The organism is Pseudonocardia sp. TRM90224 (assembly GCF_021245725.1).
Classification (GTDB): Bacteria; Actinomycetota; Actinomycetes; order Mycobacteriales; family Pseudonocardiaceae; genus Pseudonocardia.
The window spans coordinates 47680-62745 of the sequence record NZ_JAJGSX010000038.1; the positions used below are offsets into that span (position 1 = coordinate 47680).

17 protein-coding genes are annotated in these 15066 nt (G+C 73.1%); 9 read left to right on the forward strand and 8 right to left on the reverse strand.

Annotated elements, in window-relative coordinates:
- The first annotated feature begins 27 nt into the window (after nt 1-27).
- From LL648_RS34620 to LL648_RS34640, 5 genes are all read left to right on the forward strand, one after another.
- Nucleotides 28-1308, forward strand: a complete 1281-nt coding sequence (locus LL648_RS34620) for an SLC13 family permease (RefSeq protein WP_374112149.1) — start codon at nt 28-30, stop codon at nt 1306-1308.
- The gene (locus tag LL648_RS34625; protein WP_232667040.1) at nt 1305-1805 is read left to right on the forward strand and encodes a universal stress protein; all 501 of its coding nucleotides are present in this window, start codon (nt 1305-1307) and stop codon (nt 1803-1805) included. Before LL648_RS34620 ends, LL648_RS34625 begins: the two co-directional genes overlap by 4 nt.
- A 229-nt stretch (nt 1806-2034) precedes the next feature.
- A complete protein-coding gene (locus tag LL648_RS34630; RefSeq protein WP_232667041.1) occupies nt 2035-2952 on the forward strand; it encodes an acetaldehyde dehydrogenase (acetylating) in 918 nt (305 codons plus the stop codon).
- Complete coding sequence (gene dmpG, locus LL648_RS34635; protein ID WP_232667042.1) at nt 2949-3977, forward strand: 4-hydroxy-2-oxovalerate aldolase; 1029 nt, start codon at nt 2949-2951, stop codon at nt 3975-3977. The genes LL648_RS34630 and dmpG overlap by 4 nt, the downstream gene beginning before the upstream one ends.
- Entirely contained in the window at nt 3974-5401 is a 1428-nt protein-coding gene (locus tag LL648_RS34640) for an aldehyde dehydrogenase (protein ID WP_232667043.1), read from the forward strand. Before dmpG ends, LL648_RS34640 begins: the two co-directional genes overlap by 4 nt.
- A gap of 75 nt (nt 5402-5476) precedes the next feature.
- On the opposite strand, the gene LL648_RS34645 is transcribed toward LL648_RS34640, so the two are convergent.
- The 5 genes from LL648_RS34645 to LL648_RS34665 all read right to left on the reverse strand — a co-directional run bounded on the left by LL648_RS34645 (nt 5477) and on the right by LL648_RS34665 (nt 8734).
- The gene (locus LL648_RS34645; RefSeq protein ID WP_232667044.1) at nt 5477-5668 is read right to left on the reverse strand and encodes a 2-hydroxymuconate tautomerase; all 192 of its coding nucleotides are present in this window, start codon (nt 5666-5668) and stop codon (nt 5477-5479) included.
- Nucleotides 5669-5679: 11 nt separating this feature from the next.
- Nucleotides 5680-6456 (reverse strand): 2-keto-4-pentenoate hydratase, encoded by a 777-nt coding sequence (locus tag LL648_RS34650; RefSeq protein WP_232667045.1) that lies wholly within the window; start codon nt 6454-6456, stop codon nt 5680-5682.
- Nucleotides 6457-7239 carry a 2-keto-4-pentenoate hydratase gene (locus LL648_RS34655; RefSeq protein WP_232667046.1) on the reverse strand — a complete coding sequence of 261 codons (783 nt, stop codon included), beginning with the start codon at nt 7237-7239 and terminating at the stop codon, nt 6457-6459.
- Nucleotides 7240-7412: 173 nt separating this feature from the next.
- The gene (locus LL648_RS34660; RefSeq protein WP_232667047.1) at nt 7413-8144 is read right to left on the reverse strand and encodes an IclR family transcriptional regulator; all 732 of its coding nucleotides are present in this window, start codon (nt 8142-8144) and stop codon (nt 7413-7415) included.
- Nucleotides 8141-8734, reverse strand: coding sequence for a PadR family transcriptional regulator (locus tag LL648_RS34665; protein ID WP_232667048.1), 594 nt, complete (start codon nt 8732-8734; stop codon nt 8141-8143). Before LL648_RS34665 ends, LL648_RS34660 begins: the two co-directional genes overlap by 4 nt.
- Before the next feature lie 87 nt (nt 8735-8821).
- Between LL648_RS34665 and LL648_RS34670 the strand changes: the two genes are divergently transcribed.
- The 4 genes from LL648_RS34670 to LL648_RS34685 are packed head-to-tail and all read left to right on the forward strand — an operon-like array spanning nt 8822 to nt 12917.
- Entirely contained in the window at nt 8822-9502 is a 681-nt protein-coding gene (locus LL648_RS34670) for a class II aldolase/adducin family protein (RefSeq protein ID WP_232667049.1), read from the forward strand.
- Complete coding sequence (locus LL648_RS34675) at nt 9499-10395, forward strand: VOC family protein (protein WP_232667050.1); 897 nt, start codon at nt 9499-9501, stop codon at nt 10393-10395. The genes LL648_RS34670 and LL648_RS34675 overlap by 4 nt, the downstream gene beginning before the upstream one ends.
- A complete protein-coding gene (locus LL648_RS34680; RefSeq protein ID WP_232667051.1) occupies nt 10392-11621 on the forward strand; it encodes a cytochrome P450 in 1230 nt (409 codons plus the stop codon). The genes LL648_RS34675 and LL648_RS34680 overlap by 4 nt, the downstream gene beginning before the upstream one ends.
- A complete protein-coding gene (locus LL648_RS34685; protein ID WP_232667052.1) occupies nt 11622-12917 on the forward strand; it encodes an MFS transporter in 1296 nt (431 codons plus the stop codon).
- A 344-nt stretch (nt 12918-13261) separates the two neighbouring features.
- Here LL648_RS34685 and LL648_RS34690 read toward each other — a convergent pair whose 3' ends face one another.
- Genes LL648_RS34690 through LL648_RS34700 form a run of 3 tightly spaced genes read right to left on the reverse strand, consistent with a single transcriptional unit; the run spans nt 13262 to nt 15062 of the window.
- Nucleotides 13262-14215 (reverse strand): protoporphyrinogen/coproporphyrinogen oxidase, encoded by a 954-nt coding sequence (locus LL648_RS34690; protein ID WP_374112150.1) that lies wholly within the window; start codon nt 14213-14215, stop codon nt 13262-13264.
- Nucleotides 14101-14589, reverse strand: coding sequence for an FAD-dependent oxidoreductase (locus LL648_RS34695; protein WP_232667054.1), 489 nt, complete (start codon nt 14587-14589; stop codon nt 14101-14103). Before LL648_RS34695 ends, LL648_RS34690 begins: the two co-directional genes overlap by 115 nt.
- On the reverse strand, nt 14586-15062 hold the full coding sequence (locus tag LL648_RS34700; protein WP_232667055.1) for a DUF4259 domain-containing protein: 477 nt from the start codon (nt 15060-15062) through the stop codon (nt 14586-14588). Before LL648_RS34700 ends, LL648_RS34695 begins: the two co-directional genes overlap by 4 nt.
- Nucleotides 15063-15066 lie beyond the last annotated feature (4 nt).

A 15066-nucleotide genomic window follows, 5' to 3' on the forward strand; every position in this document is an offset into this window, starting at 1 on the left:
GCCGACATACGATCTGCGCTCGTGGTGATCAGCGGCGGGCTCGCCGAGGCCGTGGCGCTGGCCTTGCTGGCATCGGTGCTGGTCTTCGCGGTCATGCAGCCGAAGGGGATGCCCGAGGCGGTTGTCGCGGTGCCGGCAGCGGGGTTGACGGTGCTGCTCGGGCTCATCCCGCCGGCCGAGGCGCTCCAGCAGGCGGCGCAGCTGGGACCGACGGTCGGGTTCCTCGCCGCGATACTCGTCCTCGCGCATCTCGCGGACGCGGAAGGTGTCTTCAGCTGGCTGGGCAGCTGGGTCGCGGTCGGGGCAGCGGGTCGACCGGGCCGGCTGCTGGCGCTGGTGTTCGGGCTCGCGGCGCTGACGACGGCGGTGCTCAGCCTCGACGCGACGGTCGTGCTGCTGACCCCGGTGGTGTTCCGGACGGCGAGCACGCTGCGGCTGCGCGCGAAGCCCCACGTCTACGCCTGCACGCACCTGGCGAACTCGGCGTCCACCTTGCTGCCGATCTCGAACTTGACGAACCTGCTGGCGTTCGCGGCGTCCGGGCTGACGTTCACGACGTTCGCCGCGCTGATGGCGCTGCCGTGGCTGGTCGCGATCGGTGCCGAGTACGTGATCTTCCGCCGGTTCTTCCGCACCGACCTGGCCGGCCGCGGCGAGCCGCACCCGCCGCCGAGCGGTCCGGTCCCGTGGTTCGCGCTGGCGGTGATCGCGGCGAGCCTCGTCGGGTTCGGTCTCTCCGGGTTGGTCGGGGTCGAGCCGGTGTGGGTGGCGGTGCTGGCCGCCGCCGTGCTGGCCGCTCGCGCGCTGCTCCGCCGCGAGATCGGCGTGATCGGGTTGGTGCGGGCGGCCGACCCGTTGTTCTCGCTGTTCGTGGTCGCGCTCGCGATCGTTGTGGCCGGCGTGACCGGGAACGGGCTCGGTGCGGCGCTCGCCGCGCTCGTCCCGACCGCACCCGAGGGCGTGGCTCCGGGCCTGCTCACCCTGCTCGCGGTCGCCGGGCTGGCCGCGCTGCTCGCCAACGTCGTCAACAACCTGCCCGCCACGCTGGTGCTGCTCGGCGCGCTCGGCCCCGGGCTGCATCCCGGCCTCGTGCTGGCCGTCCTGCTCGGGGTGAACATCGGCCCGAACCTGACCTACGTCGGGTCGCTGGCAACACTGCTGTGGCGCCGGGTGCTGGCCGGTGGCGAGGCAGCCCCGACACTGCGCGAGTACCTCCGGCTCGGCGCGCTGACGGTCCCGGTGAGCCTGGGGCTCGCGGTGCTCGCGCTGTGGCTGGCCTTGACGCTCGGCCGAGGATGGTTGGTGTGAGCGCGCGCACAGTGGTCGCCTGGATCATCGAGGGCACCTGGGAGGCCACCGTGGACGCTGCCGCGTGCGCGGCCACACCCGACCGCGGTGAGACCGAGGTGCTGCTGCTGGCCGTCGTCGATGCGGCGGTCTCGGAGGCCGTGCACGGGGCGTTCGGCGGCCTGTTCGGGCGGCGCGGCCACGACCCCGGCGACGCGGTGGCTGCGCAGGGCGTGGAGGGGACGCACGAGCTGCTGGTGCAGGCGGAGCAACGGCTCGACCTCCCCGCCCGGCGGGAGGTCCGGGTCGGCCGGGTCGAGCGTGAGGTCGTCGCCGCCTGCGAGCACGCCGACCTGCTGGTCTGCTCGCGCGACGGCGACCGCTCCCGGCTCGGGCCGCACAGCCTCGGCCGGCACCTGCGGTTCGTCGTCGACCACGCACCCTGCCCGGTGCTGCTCGTGTGGCCCGACACGTCGCCCGACCTGGACTCGATCCCACCGCCCCCGCGCCACCGGTAGCCCGACCGGGCCCCGGAGACCCGGGACGGGTGCGTGGCGAAGCGCCGGGAAAGCCACTTTCCCGGCGCGTGGGGCCGGGAAAGAGGCTTTCCCGGCAACGTGTGCGTCCCGCACCCACTTCCGCGGGCGGGCGGGCGAGCGGGCCGCCGTTTCGACCATGCGAACCGTGTTCCGCTGAGCGAAACGTCTGGGTACCCCACCCGCGACGGTGGGGGTCAGCATCGATCCCATGAGCCCTCCGAAAGTGCCGGCCGCCATCGTCGGTCCAGGCAACATCGGCACCGACCTGCTCGCCAAGCTGCTCCGCAGCGCGGAGGCAGGCGGCGCGATCGACGTGCGGTACGTGGTCGGTGTCGTCGAGTCCGACGGGTTGGCGCGGGCCCGCGAGCTGGGCATCGACGCCTCCGCCGGCGGCGTGGACTGGTTGCTGCGCCAGAGCCCCCTCCCGCAGATCGTCTTCGAGGCGACCTCGGCCGCGGCGCACCTCGCCAACGCGCCGCGCTACGCCGAGGCCGGCATCCAGGCCGTCGACCTGACGCCGGCGCACCTGGGCCCGATGGTGTGCCCGCCGGTGAACCTGCGCGACCACATCGCCGCCCCCAACGTCTCGATGATCACCTGCGGTGGGCAGGCGACGATCCCGATGGTGCATGCGGTCTCGCGCGTCACGCCGGTGCCGTACGCGGAGATCGTCGCGTCGGTGGCCTCGCGCAGCGCCGGCCCGGGGACCAGGGCCAACATCGACGAGTTCACCCACACCACCTCGCGTGCCGTCGCCGAGATCGGCGGGGCAGCGCGGGGGAAGGCGATCATCGTCCTGAACCCCGTCGAGCCGCCGCTGATCATGCGTGACACGGTGTTCTGCATGGTCGGCGCCGACGCCGACCGGCCTGCGATCGCCCGCTCGGTCCACGGGATGGTGGCCACCGTGCAGGAGTACGTGCCCGGCTACACGCTTCGCGCGGAGCCGCAGTTCGACGACCCGCGCCCCGATTGGGGTGGCAACGGCCGCGTCGCGATCTTCCTCGAGGTCAAGGGCAACGGCGACCACCTGCCGCCCTACGCCGGCAACCTCGACATCATGACGGCGGCCGCCACCCGCGTCGGCGAGCTGATGGCCCGCGCGAAGCAGGCGGTGGCGGCATGAGGCCCGCCCTCGCGCACGACGTCCGCATCACCGACACGACGCTGCGCGACGGCAGCCACGCGATGTCCCACCGGTTCACCGAGGCGCAGGTCCGCGACACCGTCCGGGCGCTCGACCGGGCGGGCGTCGAGGTGATCGAGGTGTCGCACGGCGACGGGCTGGGCGGCAGCTCGTTCAACTACGGCTTCTCCGGCACCGACGAGCTCACGCTCATCGCGGCCGCCGCGGACGAGGCCCGGCGAGCCACCGTCGCGGTCCTGCTGGTGCCGGGCATCGGCACTGTCGACGACCTGAAGAAGGCGCACGACGCCGGCGCCCGAATGGTGCGGGTGGCCACCCACTGCACGGAGGCCGACGTCTCGCCGCAGCACTTCGCGGCGGCCCGGGAGCTGGGCATGGAGACCGTCGGGTTCCTGATGATGGCGCACCGGACGTCCCCGGAGGTGCTGGCGAAGCAGGCCCGGATCATGGTCGACGCCGGCTGCCAGGTCCCGTACGTCACGGACTCGGCCGGTGCGCTGCTCATGCACGAGGCGACGCAGCGGTTCGAAGCGGTGGTCGCCGAGGTCGGGGACGAGGCCTGGGTCGGCTACCACGGCCACCAGAACCTCTCGCTCGGCGTCGCCAACTCCGTGCTCGCCCACGAGGCGGGCGTCCGGTACATCGACGGGTCGCTGTGCGCGCTCGGCGCCGGTGCGGGCAACTCGCCGACCGAGGTGCTCGTCGCCGTGTTCGACCGACTGGGCGTCGACACCGGGATCGACGTCGCCGGGGCGCTGGCCGCGGCGGAGGACGTCGTGCGGCCGTACCTGCACCGCTGGCCGAAGCTGGACCGCAACGCGATCGTGCAGGGCTGGGCGGGCGTCTACTCGTCGTTCCTGCTGCACGCCGAGCGCGCGGCGGAGCGCTACGACGTGCCCACGCACGAGATCCTGCGCCGCTGCGGCGCGGAGGGCCTGGTGGGCGGCCAGGAAGACATGATCATCGACATCGCGCTGCAGATCGCGGCCGAGGAGGCGAAATGACCGACTTCGGGCACGTCATCGATGGTGTGGAGCGGGATTCGCTCGACGGCGCCAGGTTCGACTCGGTCGACCCGTTCACGCGCGAGCCGTGGGCGACGGTCGCGTTGGGCGGCGCCGCGGAGGCCGAGCTCGCCGTCACGGCGGCGCGCACGGCGTTCGACGAGGGGCCGTGGCCGCGGATGGGTTTCGCCGAGCGCGGCGCGCTGCTGCACCGGCTGGCCGACCTCATCGGCGAGCACGCCGCCGAGCTGGCCATGGCCGACACCCGGGACATGGGAAAACCCGTCAGCGACGCGCTCGGCAAGGACGTGCCGCGGACTGCGCAGAACTTCCGGTTCTTCGCCGACCACGCCCGCCTCGCGACCGCGGAGGCGTTGCCGATGGACACCGGTCACCACGCCTACACGCGCTACGAGCCGGCCGGGGTCGTCGCCGCGATCGCACCCTGGAACTTCCCGCTGATGCTGGAGTCGTGGAAGGTCGCGCCGGCGTTGGCGTGGGGCAACACGGTGGTGCTCAAACCGGCGGAGGACAGCCCGGCCTCCGCGACCGTGCTCGCGCGGCTCGCGCTGGAGGCCGGCATCCCGCCCGGGGTGTTCAACGTGCTGCACGGCTACGGCCCCGAGTCGGCGGGGGCAGCGCTCACGGCCGACCCGCGGGTCGACCGGATCACCTTCACCGGCGAGTCCGGCACCGGGCGCGTGATCACCGGGGTGGCCGCGCGCAACCTCACACCGGTCAGCCTCGAGCTGGGCGGCAAGGGCGCCAACCTGGTGTTCGCCGACGCCGACCTGGACGTCGCGGTCGACTGGTCGATCAAGGCGATCTTCACCAACGCCGGGCAGGTCTGCCTCGCGGGCTCGCGGCTCTACGTCGAGCGCCCGGTGCTGGACGAGTTCCTCGCGCGGTTCGTCGCCGCGGCCGAGGCCCTGGTGATCGGCGATCCGAAGGACCCGGGCACGCAGGTCGGGCCGCTCGCCTCGCGGACGCACTACGAGAAGGTCCGCGCGTACGTCGACAATGCCGCCGGGAAGCTGCTCACCGGCGGCCTCGGTGAGGGCTGGACGATCCGGCCGACGGTTGTCGTCGACGCGCCCGCCGACTCGCCGATCCAGTGCGAGGAGGTCTTCGGGCCCGTCGTGACCGTCACGCCGTTCGACACCGAGGCGGAGGCCGTGCACGCCGCCAACAACACCCCGTACGGGCTCAACGCGATGCTGTTCACCGAGAACCTCTCGCGCGCACACCGCGTCGCCGCGGCACTGCGCGCCGGGACGGTGTGGGCCAACTGCTTCTTCATCCGCGACCTGCGCGCGCCCTTCGGCGGGTTCGGCGACTCGGGCTGGGGCCGGGAGGGCGGCAACTTCAGCCGGGAGTTCTTCACCGAGCCCAAGGCCGTCGTGATGGCGATCGCGGCGGGCTGAAACTTCCCCACCGTTTTGCCAACCTGCACGCCCTTTTGGGTGTGTAGGTTGGCAAAACGGTGGGGAAGTTGGGGGTCAGGCGCGCTTCGACGCGAGGGTCTCGCCGCCGACGAACCAGTGCGCCGGCTCCACCTCCTGCAGCAGCACCCGCACCGACGCAGCCGGTGCGCCGAGGGAGGCGGCGACCGCCTCGGTGACGGCCTCCCCCAGCGCCTGCAGCTGCTCGGGCGTGCGCCCGCGCGTCAGCGAGATCTGGACCAGCGGCATATCCGTCTCCTTTACTTGCAGCCCAGTTCGAGGGTCCCGAGCCGGTCGATCGACGCCACCACCACGTCCCCCGGCCCGACGGGGACCGCGGCGGTCAGCCCGCCGGAGAGCACGACGTCGCCGGCGCGCAGGCCGTCGCCGTCGGCGGCCATCGTGCGCACCATCCACGCGACGGCGGATGCGGGGTGCCCCAGCGACGCCGCACCGGATGCGGTCGCGACGACCTCGCCGTTCTTCTCGAACACCACCCCGACCAGCCGCAGGTCGATACCCGTCGGCGACACCGGCGTGCCGACGACGAACCGTCCGGCGGAGGTGTTGTCGGCGACCACGTCGGCCATCGTGAAGCGGTAGTCGCGGTAGCGGGAGTCGAGCACCTCGATGCCGACGGCCACTCCGGCCGACGCCGCGAGCACGTCGGTCGCGGTGACGTGCGGGCCGGCCAGGTCGCGGCCCATCACGAAGACGATCTCGGGCTCGCACCGCGGCTGGATCAGCGCGGACGTGTCGAGCGGCGCGCCGACGTCCAGCACGGCCGTCCCGGGCAGGAAGCCGTAGATCGGACTGGTGACGCCGACCTGCGCCTGCTTGGCGCGACTGGTCACGCCGAGCTTCCACCCGACCAGCGGCCCCGCGCCTTCACGCAGCACCCGCTGCACCGCGTACCCGGCGGCCAGGTCCAGACCGGGGAACTCGTCGGACAGCTGCTCGATCGCGGTCCGGTCGGCCACCGACTTGCCCAGGCGGGCGGCCAGCTCTGCTGCGTCGATGTTGATGTCGATGCTCATCTACCCCACCCGCACGGTGATCGGGCCGAGCCGGTCGAACTCGGCGCGGAAGACGTCGCCCGCGGTCATCGGCACCGCGGCGTGCAGCGCGCCGGTCATGATCAGGTGGCCCGGTTCGAGCGCGACCCCGCTCTCGCCGAGCACGTTCGCGATCCACGCGACGACGGCGACCGGGTCACCCAGCGCGGCCGCCCCGGCAGCGGTGTCGACGAGCTCGCCGTTGCGCGTGATCGTCATCCCGATCAGGCGGGTGTCGACGCCGTCGATCGGGACGACCCGGCTCGACGTCGCCATCGCACCGTTCGACGCGAGATCGGCGACGGTGTCGGCCAGCTTGATCCGCCAGTCGGCGATCCGCGAGTCGACGATCTCCATCCCGGCGACGGCCCCGGCGATCGCGGACCGCGCCCGCGTGACCGTCACCCCCGGTCCTTCCAGCCGCTCACCGAGCACCATCACGATCTCGGCCTCGATCTTGGGCGCGATGAACCTGTCGAGCGGGACGACATCGCCGTCGCGGTAGACGGTGGAGGCCAGCACGGGCCCGAAGTCGGGCGAGTCGACGCCGACCATCCGCTGCATCGCCGCGGACGTGAGCCCGACCTTGTGCCCGACCACCCGGTCGCCGTCGGCCAGCAGCAACGCGACCAGCTCCTGCTGCACGGCGTAGCCGTCGGCGAGCCCGAGCGTGGGATCGGCATCGGTGAGCGGCGGGATCGGCACCCGCGTGCGGCGGGCCTCGTAGAGCGCTCGCGCCAGCGCAGGCGCGTCCGTCACAGTCATCACCCGATCCTCGTAGGTGGGGCCGGCCGGGCGGTACGTCGACGTTCCGACCACCGGAACGTGGCGGCCGGCCGGGATATGTGCGTTCCGCACGCGAGGGCAGGAAAGCCACTTTCCGGCCCTCACAGGGCAGGAAAGTGGCTTTCCTGCCCTCCCCAACCCGGCCCCGCGCGCTACTGCAGCGCGCCGGTGAGCGTGCGCGCCGCGGCGTGCACCTGCGGCGCCACGCGGTTGAACGCCAGCCGCCCGCTCCGCCCCGAGACCGAGATCGCGGCGATCACCGCGCCGTCCCGGTCGTGCACGGGGCTCGCCGCGCACACCAGCCCCACCGCGCTCTCCTCCCCGTCGAACGCGACCCCGCGGGCGGCCACCCTGGCCAGCTCGGCGTGCAGCAGGCCGGGCGCGGCGATGGTGCGCGGGGTGAGCCGCTTCAGGCCGCCGGCCACCACCGTCTCGACGGCCGACCGCTTCGTGTGGGCGAGCAACGCCTTCCCGACGCCCGTCGCGTGCGCCGGCATCCGCCCGCCCATCCGCGACGGCAGCGGCGGGCCGGAACGGCTGGGCAGCACGTCGAGGTAGAGCACGTCGGTGCCGTCGAGCACGGCGAGGTGGACGGTCTGGCCCGACCTCTCCCGCAGCTCGCCTAGCACCGGCGCCGCCCGCTCGCGCAGGGTGCGCTGCCCCGGGACGAGGTGCCCGAGCTCGAACAGCCGCATCCCCAGCCGGAACCCGCCCTCGACCGGTTCGAGCAGCCCTTCCTGCACGAGCTCGCCCGCGAGCCGGTGCACGGTCGACTTGGCCAGCCCGGTGCGCCTGGCCAGCTCGGAGACGCCGAGGGTCGCCCGTCCGGGCGTGAAGGCGGCGAGGATCGAGACCGCCCGCCCGAGCATCGACGGCGCGCTCATCGCTCCTCCCCCGCTGCCGGCCCTGCTGCGAGCACGATCGCCTCGCGTGCCCACGCCGCCTGCTGGCGCGCGACTGCCGCCCGCCCGGCGAACACGTGCGCCTTCATCCGCCCGATGCGCTCGTGCTCCGCCTCCGGACGGGCCCGCAACCGCTCGCGCAGCAGCGGGGTGTCGAGCGCGCGCAGCCGTGCGGCGTGCGCCTCGTACTGCTCGGCCACCCGGTCCTGCTCGACGACGAAGGCCTTGAGCACGTTGATCGCCTCCTCCGGCATGACCATGTCGAAGAGCAGCGCCTGCAATGCGAACGGGTCGCGGGGTGCTGGCGGCTCGTGGTACTCCCCGATCCAGGCCAGCAACGCGGCCCGTCCTGCGTCGGTCAGCGAGTAGACCCTGCGTTCGAGCTTGCTACCGCGCACCGTCCGCTCCGCGACGACGAGGCCGTCGGCCTCCATCCGCCGCAGGTGCGGGTAGATCTGGCTCTGCGGGGCCGACCACACCCATCCCGAGCCGGAGTCGAAGAACTGCGCCAGCTCGTAGCCGCTCATCGGGCGGGCGTCGAGCACTCCGAGCAGGGCGTTCTGCAGCGACATGGGAGGACGGTAGCCGCGCGGAAAGCGTTCCGTCTAGCGATACATGTTGGTAGATACCGGTATGCCCATAGGCATATCGTCCCGGACGTGACCCCGACCACAGCGCATTCGACTCCTGGGCACCACGCCCTGGCGCATGCCGGCGCCGTGCTCGCGCGCGCCGATCTCGTCACCGCCTTCGGCCACGTCTCCACCCTGCTCGACGGCGGCCGGATGCTCATCACCCCGCCCGTCCCGCTCGGCAGGGTCGACGCCGCCCGGTGCATCGAGGTCCCCCTGGACGTCGACGCGCTCCCGGCCGGGGTGCCCCTGGAAGCCTGGCTGCACCTGGCCGTCTACCGCGCCCGCCCCGACGTCGGCGCGGTCTGCCGCGCGCAACCGGAACGGCTTACGGCGCTCGCCGCGGCCGGCGTCTGCGTCCCGCCGCTGACCGGCCACGCCGTCGTCGCGGGCGCTCCGGTGCCGATCTCGCGCGACGCCGTGCTCGCCCGCGATCCCGCGACCGCCATCCGAGCCGTCGCGTCGCTCGGCGACGGGCATGCGCTGGTGCTGCGCGGCAACGGTGCGCTCACCGTCGGACGTGACGTCGGCGCCGCGGTCGCGCGGATGTGGCTGCTGGAGCGCGCCGCGCGGTCCACCGTGATCGCCGCGTCGGTCGGCGAGCCCACCGCGCTTCCCGCCGATGCCGTCGCGAGCTGGCGGCAAGCGGCCGACGAGCTGCTCGCCCGGATCTGGACCCACCTCGACGAAGCGGAGGCCATCTCATGATCATGATCGACGACATCGCGTACGTCCGGTCCGGAACCGCCGATCTGGAGACGGCCGTGCGTTTCGCGGTCGACGTCGTCGGTCTCGAAGAGATCGCCCGCGAGGGCGGCACCGCCTACCTGCGCGCCGACCACCGGCACCACTGCCTGGCGTTCGTGGAGGGGGCGGCGGGTGTGCTCGCGTCCGGGTTCGTCGTGCGCGACGAGGCCGTGCTCGCCGCCGCCGAGATCGAGCTGGAGCACGCGGGCTGCCGGGTCGAGCGCGGCGACGCCGACGGCGCTCGGCACCGGCGGGTCAGCGACTACCTCGCCTTCGACGATCCCTGGGGCAACCGGATCGAGCTGGTCTGCGGGCAGACGCAGGTGCACCGGCCGCTGCGGTTCGGCCGGGCCGCCGGCATCGTCGAGTTCGGCCATCTCTGCGTCGACGCCCCCGACGTCCGGGAGGCCTACGCGTTCTGGTCGGCCCACTTCAACATCACGATCTCCGACTGGATCGGCGACGCGGCCGCGCTGATGCGGTTCGACCCGGTGCACCACAAGCTGGCCGTGTTCAAGGGCGTCCGGCCGGGCCTGTGCCACATGAACTTCCAGGTCGAGTCGATCGACGACGTCATGCGCAGCTGGCACGTGCTCGAACGGATGGGCGTCGAGATCGAGATGGGCCCGGGCCGCCACCCGCAGTCGACGGCGGTGTTCCTGTACTTCAAGGGCCCGGAGGGCCTGACGTACGAGTACTCGTGGGGCGTACGGCGCATCGAGCCGGACGAGGACTGGCGCCCGCGCACGTTCGACCCGGCCGAGCCCGACGCGATCGACCTGTGGGCCGGCCCGACGCAGAAGCCGTCGACCCAGTTCCAGGTCGCCGCGACGCAAGCGCGGACCGCGCGATGACCTGCCCCGTCGCGCACGACCTCGACCCGCTGGCCATGGGCTTCCTCGACGACCCCTTCCCCGTCCTGGCGCGCTGGCGGGAGGAGGCGCCGGTCGTCTACGTGCCGGCGATCGACCGGTGGATGGTCACCCGCTACGCCGACGTCGAGCGGATCCTGACCGACCCTGCGACGTTCTCCGCGACCGAGACCCAGCAGCCGGTGCACCCGATGTGCCCGGAGGCCGCCGCGATCCTGGCCACCGCCCCGCTCGTCCCGACGATGTCGAACTGCGACCCGCCCGAGCACCAGCGCTTCCGCTCGGTGATGAGCCGCGCGATGTCGCCCCGCCGGATGGCGGCGCTGCGTCCGGCGATCCACGCCCGCGCGAACGAGCTGGTCGACCGGTTCGCCGGCACCGGGCGCGTCGACATCGTCCGCGCGCTGTTCTACCCGCTGCCGGCGCTGACGATCTTCGACCTGATCGGCTTCCCGGCCGCCGACAGCGACCGGATCAAGACGTGGTGCGCCGGCAAGCTCGAGGTCAACTGGGGCCACCCGGAGCCGGCGCGGCAGGTCGAGTTGGCCCGCAAGATGGTCGAGTTCGTGGACTACTGCGCGGGGTTCGTCGCCGATCGCCGCCGTGCACCGGCCGACGACCTCACGAGCGCGCTCGTGACCGACGAGCGTGTGCTGAGCGACGCCGAGATCACCAGCCTGATCTTCGCGCTGAGCTTCGCCGGCCACGAGACGACCACGAACCTGCTCGGCAACATGCTGCGCCACCTGCTCGCTTCGGGTGCGTGGCAGGAGATCGGCGACGACCGTGCGCTGATCCCCGGCGCCGTCGAGGAGACCCTGCGCTTCGACAGCTCCGTCCCGATGTGGCGGCGGGTCACCACCCGCGCCGTCGAGATCGGCGGGGTCGCGCTGCCCGCGGGCAGCCGGCTGGTGCTCGCCTTTGCGGCTGCCGACCGCGAGCCGACGATGTTCCCCGAACCCGACCGGTTCGACATCCGCCGGCCCAACGCACGCCGCCAGCTCTCCTTCGGCCGGGGCATCCATCTCTGCCTCGGCGCGGGGCTGGCGCGGATGGAATGCGAGATCGTCACCGACCTTCTCGCCGACCGGCTGCCCGGCCTGCGCCTCGCAGCGGACACGCCGGTCGAGTTCTCCCCCAACCTCTCCTTCCGCGGCCCACTCGAACTGCTCGTCGAGTGGGACGCGCCGGCGCCGACGGAGGCGTAGATGACCGACACCGCAAAACCCGACGTGAGGCGGAGCACGCTTGCAGTCATCGTCCTGACCTGCGGCCTGTCGTACATGTTCGACGGCTACGACCTGATCGTCTACGGCACCACGCTGCCGTCGCTGGTGGAGCAATGGGGGATCAGCCCGGCCGCCGCCGGCAGCATCGGCAGCTACGCGCTGGTGGGCATGCTGATCGGGGCGCTCTCCGTCGGCAGCATCACCGACGTCTTCGGCCGGCGGCGCGTCCTGATCGTGGCGGTCACGTGGTTCTCCGTGCTCACCGCGCTGTGCGCGTTCGCACCGAACCCCGAGGTGTTCGGCGTGCTGCGGTTCCTCGCCGGGCTCGGGCTCGGTGGGGTGTTGCCGACGCTCAACGCGCTCGTGATCGAGTACGCGCCGGAGCGCAGCCGCAACCTCACCTACGTCGTGATGGCCGTCGGCTACCCGCTCGGCGGGCTGCTCGCAGCGTCGCTGGCCATCCCGCTCATCCCCGCGCTGGGCTGGCAGGTCATGTACCTCATCGCGGCGGTGCCGCTGGTCGTCGTGCTGCCGCTGGCGATCTGGAAGCTGCCCGAGTCGTTGGAGTCGCTGGTCGCGCGGGGACGCCTCGACGAGGCCCGGGCGCTGGCCGACCGACTCGGCGTGGACGTCCCGGCCGCGGCCGGCGGGACCGAGCGCGCCCGCTGGGGCGGCGTCCGCACGCTGTTCGCGCCGTCGTACGCGCTGCCGACAGTGCTGTTCTGGATCGCGGCGTTCTGCTCGCTGCTGCTGATCTACGGGTTGAACACCTGGCTGCCGCAGCTGATGCGGCAGGCCGGCTACCCGCTCGGATCGGCGCTGAGCTTCCTGCTGGTGTTCAACGCCGGCGCCGTGCTCGGGCTGGCGTTCGGCGGGCGGGCGGCCGACCGGTTCGGGCCGCGCCCGGTGATCGGCATCGGGTTCGCGCTGGCCGCGGCCTCGGTGCTGCTGCTCATCACGACCGACTCGATGTTCGGGCTCTACGTGCTCTTCGCCTTCGGCGGCTACGGCACGATCGGCACGCAGACGCTGCTCAACGCCTACGTCACCGGCTTCTATCCCGGCACGTCCCGGGCGGCCGGCATCGGGTGGGCGCTGGGTGTCGGGCGGCTCGGCGGGATCCTCGGGCCGGTGCTCGGCGGGCTGCTGCTGAGCGCCGGAGCGTCGCTTCCGGTCGTGTTCGCGACGTTCGCGGCGGTCGCGCTCGCCGGCGCGGTCGTGATCACCGCCGTGCGGCGGCGACCGGCCGTCGTCGCGGCGGCAGTCCCCGCCTGACCGGCACCGGGGCCGCCGCGCGTCGCGGGGAGGGCAGGAAAGCCACTTTCAGGCCCTGTGAGGGCAGGAAAGTGGCTTTCCTGCCCTCGCGTGCGCAACGCACACATCCCAGCCCCAGCACGGCCCGGGTCGGCGAGGTCGCCACTGCCGGCTCCGAGCTACCGGCGACGTCCCCGCGGATGCGTGCGCAAGGCACTCCCGACCGCCCGGCGGGCCGGGCCGCGCCCAGCACGGACTCACATCCCTCGTGGCGGCCCGGAGGGTCATGGCGGACTTTCCTGGCACCCGCCGCCCGCCCGGCCCGGGCTTGGCCGCCCCGGGGGCTCGACCGCCCGCCGGAGCGGTCAGCTCGCCCGGTCTGCGATCAGCCGGTCGGCCGCCCAGCGCCCGTTGAAGGCGGCGGCGTCCGACCACGGGAGGCCCAGGTGGTCGCCGGCCAGCAGCACGGCGCTCCCGACGGGCAGCCGCTCGCGGTAGCGCCGCACCGCCGCCGCGAGCCCGACGTGCAGGTACGGCAACGCTTCCGGCCACCGGGCGATGTGGCTGTCGGTCACCCTGCCGGGCAGGCCGGGCAGGACCGGCGCCAGCGCTTCGACGGCGGCCGCGCGGACCGTCTCGTCGTCGGCGGACATCAGCCGCTGCGCGGCATCGTGCCCGAACATCACGGTGATCACCTCGCCGCCGGCGGCGGGGTCGGCCCGCGAGTGGACGGCGAGCGCCGCCAGCGGTGACGACGACTCCGGCGAGACCAGCACCCCGTACGCCCCACCCAGCTCGCCGGCCGCGAGCCGCTCCTCCAATGCCAGCCCCACCAGCACGACGCTGCTGTAGGAGGTGCGCAGGACCGCGGCCTCGTCCGGGGTCGGGTCGGCCAGCATGGCCGTCGACGGCCCGGCCGGCGTGGTGATCACGACCGCGCCCGCGTTCCGCACACCGCGCGAGGTGGTCAGGGTGACGGCCCCGCCGCGCGAGCCGGGTCGCTCGACGCGCTCGACCTGGACGTCGTACTCGACGTCCAGCGTCGCTGCCAGCGCCGACGTCAGCGAGCCGAGCCCGCCGCGCAGCGTGAAGGCCTTGGGGCCGCGGGCCGAGAACGCCACGAGCGAACCGGGCAGCACCGCACTGCCACCCGCAACGTCCTGGAAGAACAAGCCGTTGACCGTCGGCTGCAGCATCCGACGGGTCACGCCGGCGCCGAACCGTTCCCGCATCCACTCCAACCCGTGACAGGGGTCCAGATCGGCGAAATCGAGGAGATCGACCCGGCGGCGCGAGGCCAGCGCGCGGGTCGACCACAGCCCTCGTGCTCCCGGACGATGTCCCTGGCTCGCACCAGACCACCCGTCAGGAACGTCCACGGCCGGTCGGTGTCGAAGCGCCACGACCGACCGTCGGCCACCACCATCGACCGGCCGGAGACCGTGACCTCCTGCCCGGCCAGCCCCGCCGTCCGCACGAGCTCGGGAACGAGCTCGTAGTCGGTCGAGAGGAACTGCGCGCCCAGCTCCATCAGGCCCGCACCAACCGGCCGCGTCGCCATCCGCCCACCCGGCCCGGTCGCTGCCTCGAGCACCGTCACCCGGTACCCGGCGGCGACCAGCCGGTGCCCGGCAGCCAGCCCGGAGATCCCGGCGCCGACCACAACCACGTCGTCCGCACGGTTCCCGGTCATCCGACGGATCCGTCGTCGAAGAGCGCCAACTGCTCACCCGCATCGGGGTGGACGGCGCCGCCGTACTCCAACAGGTCGTACAAGCTCTTCATCGCAGCCATGGCCTCGGCGAGCAGGCCCGCCTCCGCCCACAGCTCCGTCGAGTGCGACTCGGCGCTGGTCGCCCGGTCCAGCGCCCGCAGCGCGAGCACCAGCATCCCGTCCGGCAGGTCGAGTCGCTCGCCGGCCTCGACGAAGTCGGGACCGTAGATCGAGACGAACTTCTCGCCGCCGGGCGAGTGGATGGCCACGACGGCCGCTGCCGCGATCGCTTCGACAGCCGTGCTGTACTCCACGTCACCGTGTGCGCCCGCAGCTCGTTCCAGCGTTGCCCGGACGACCTTGACCCGTTCCGCCTGCGCAGCCTCGTGGAGATCGCCGGCCCAGTCCGCCGCCGTGTCGTTGTCGAAAGGCCCGAAGCCCCAGGTACCCATCCGC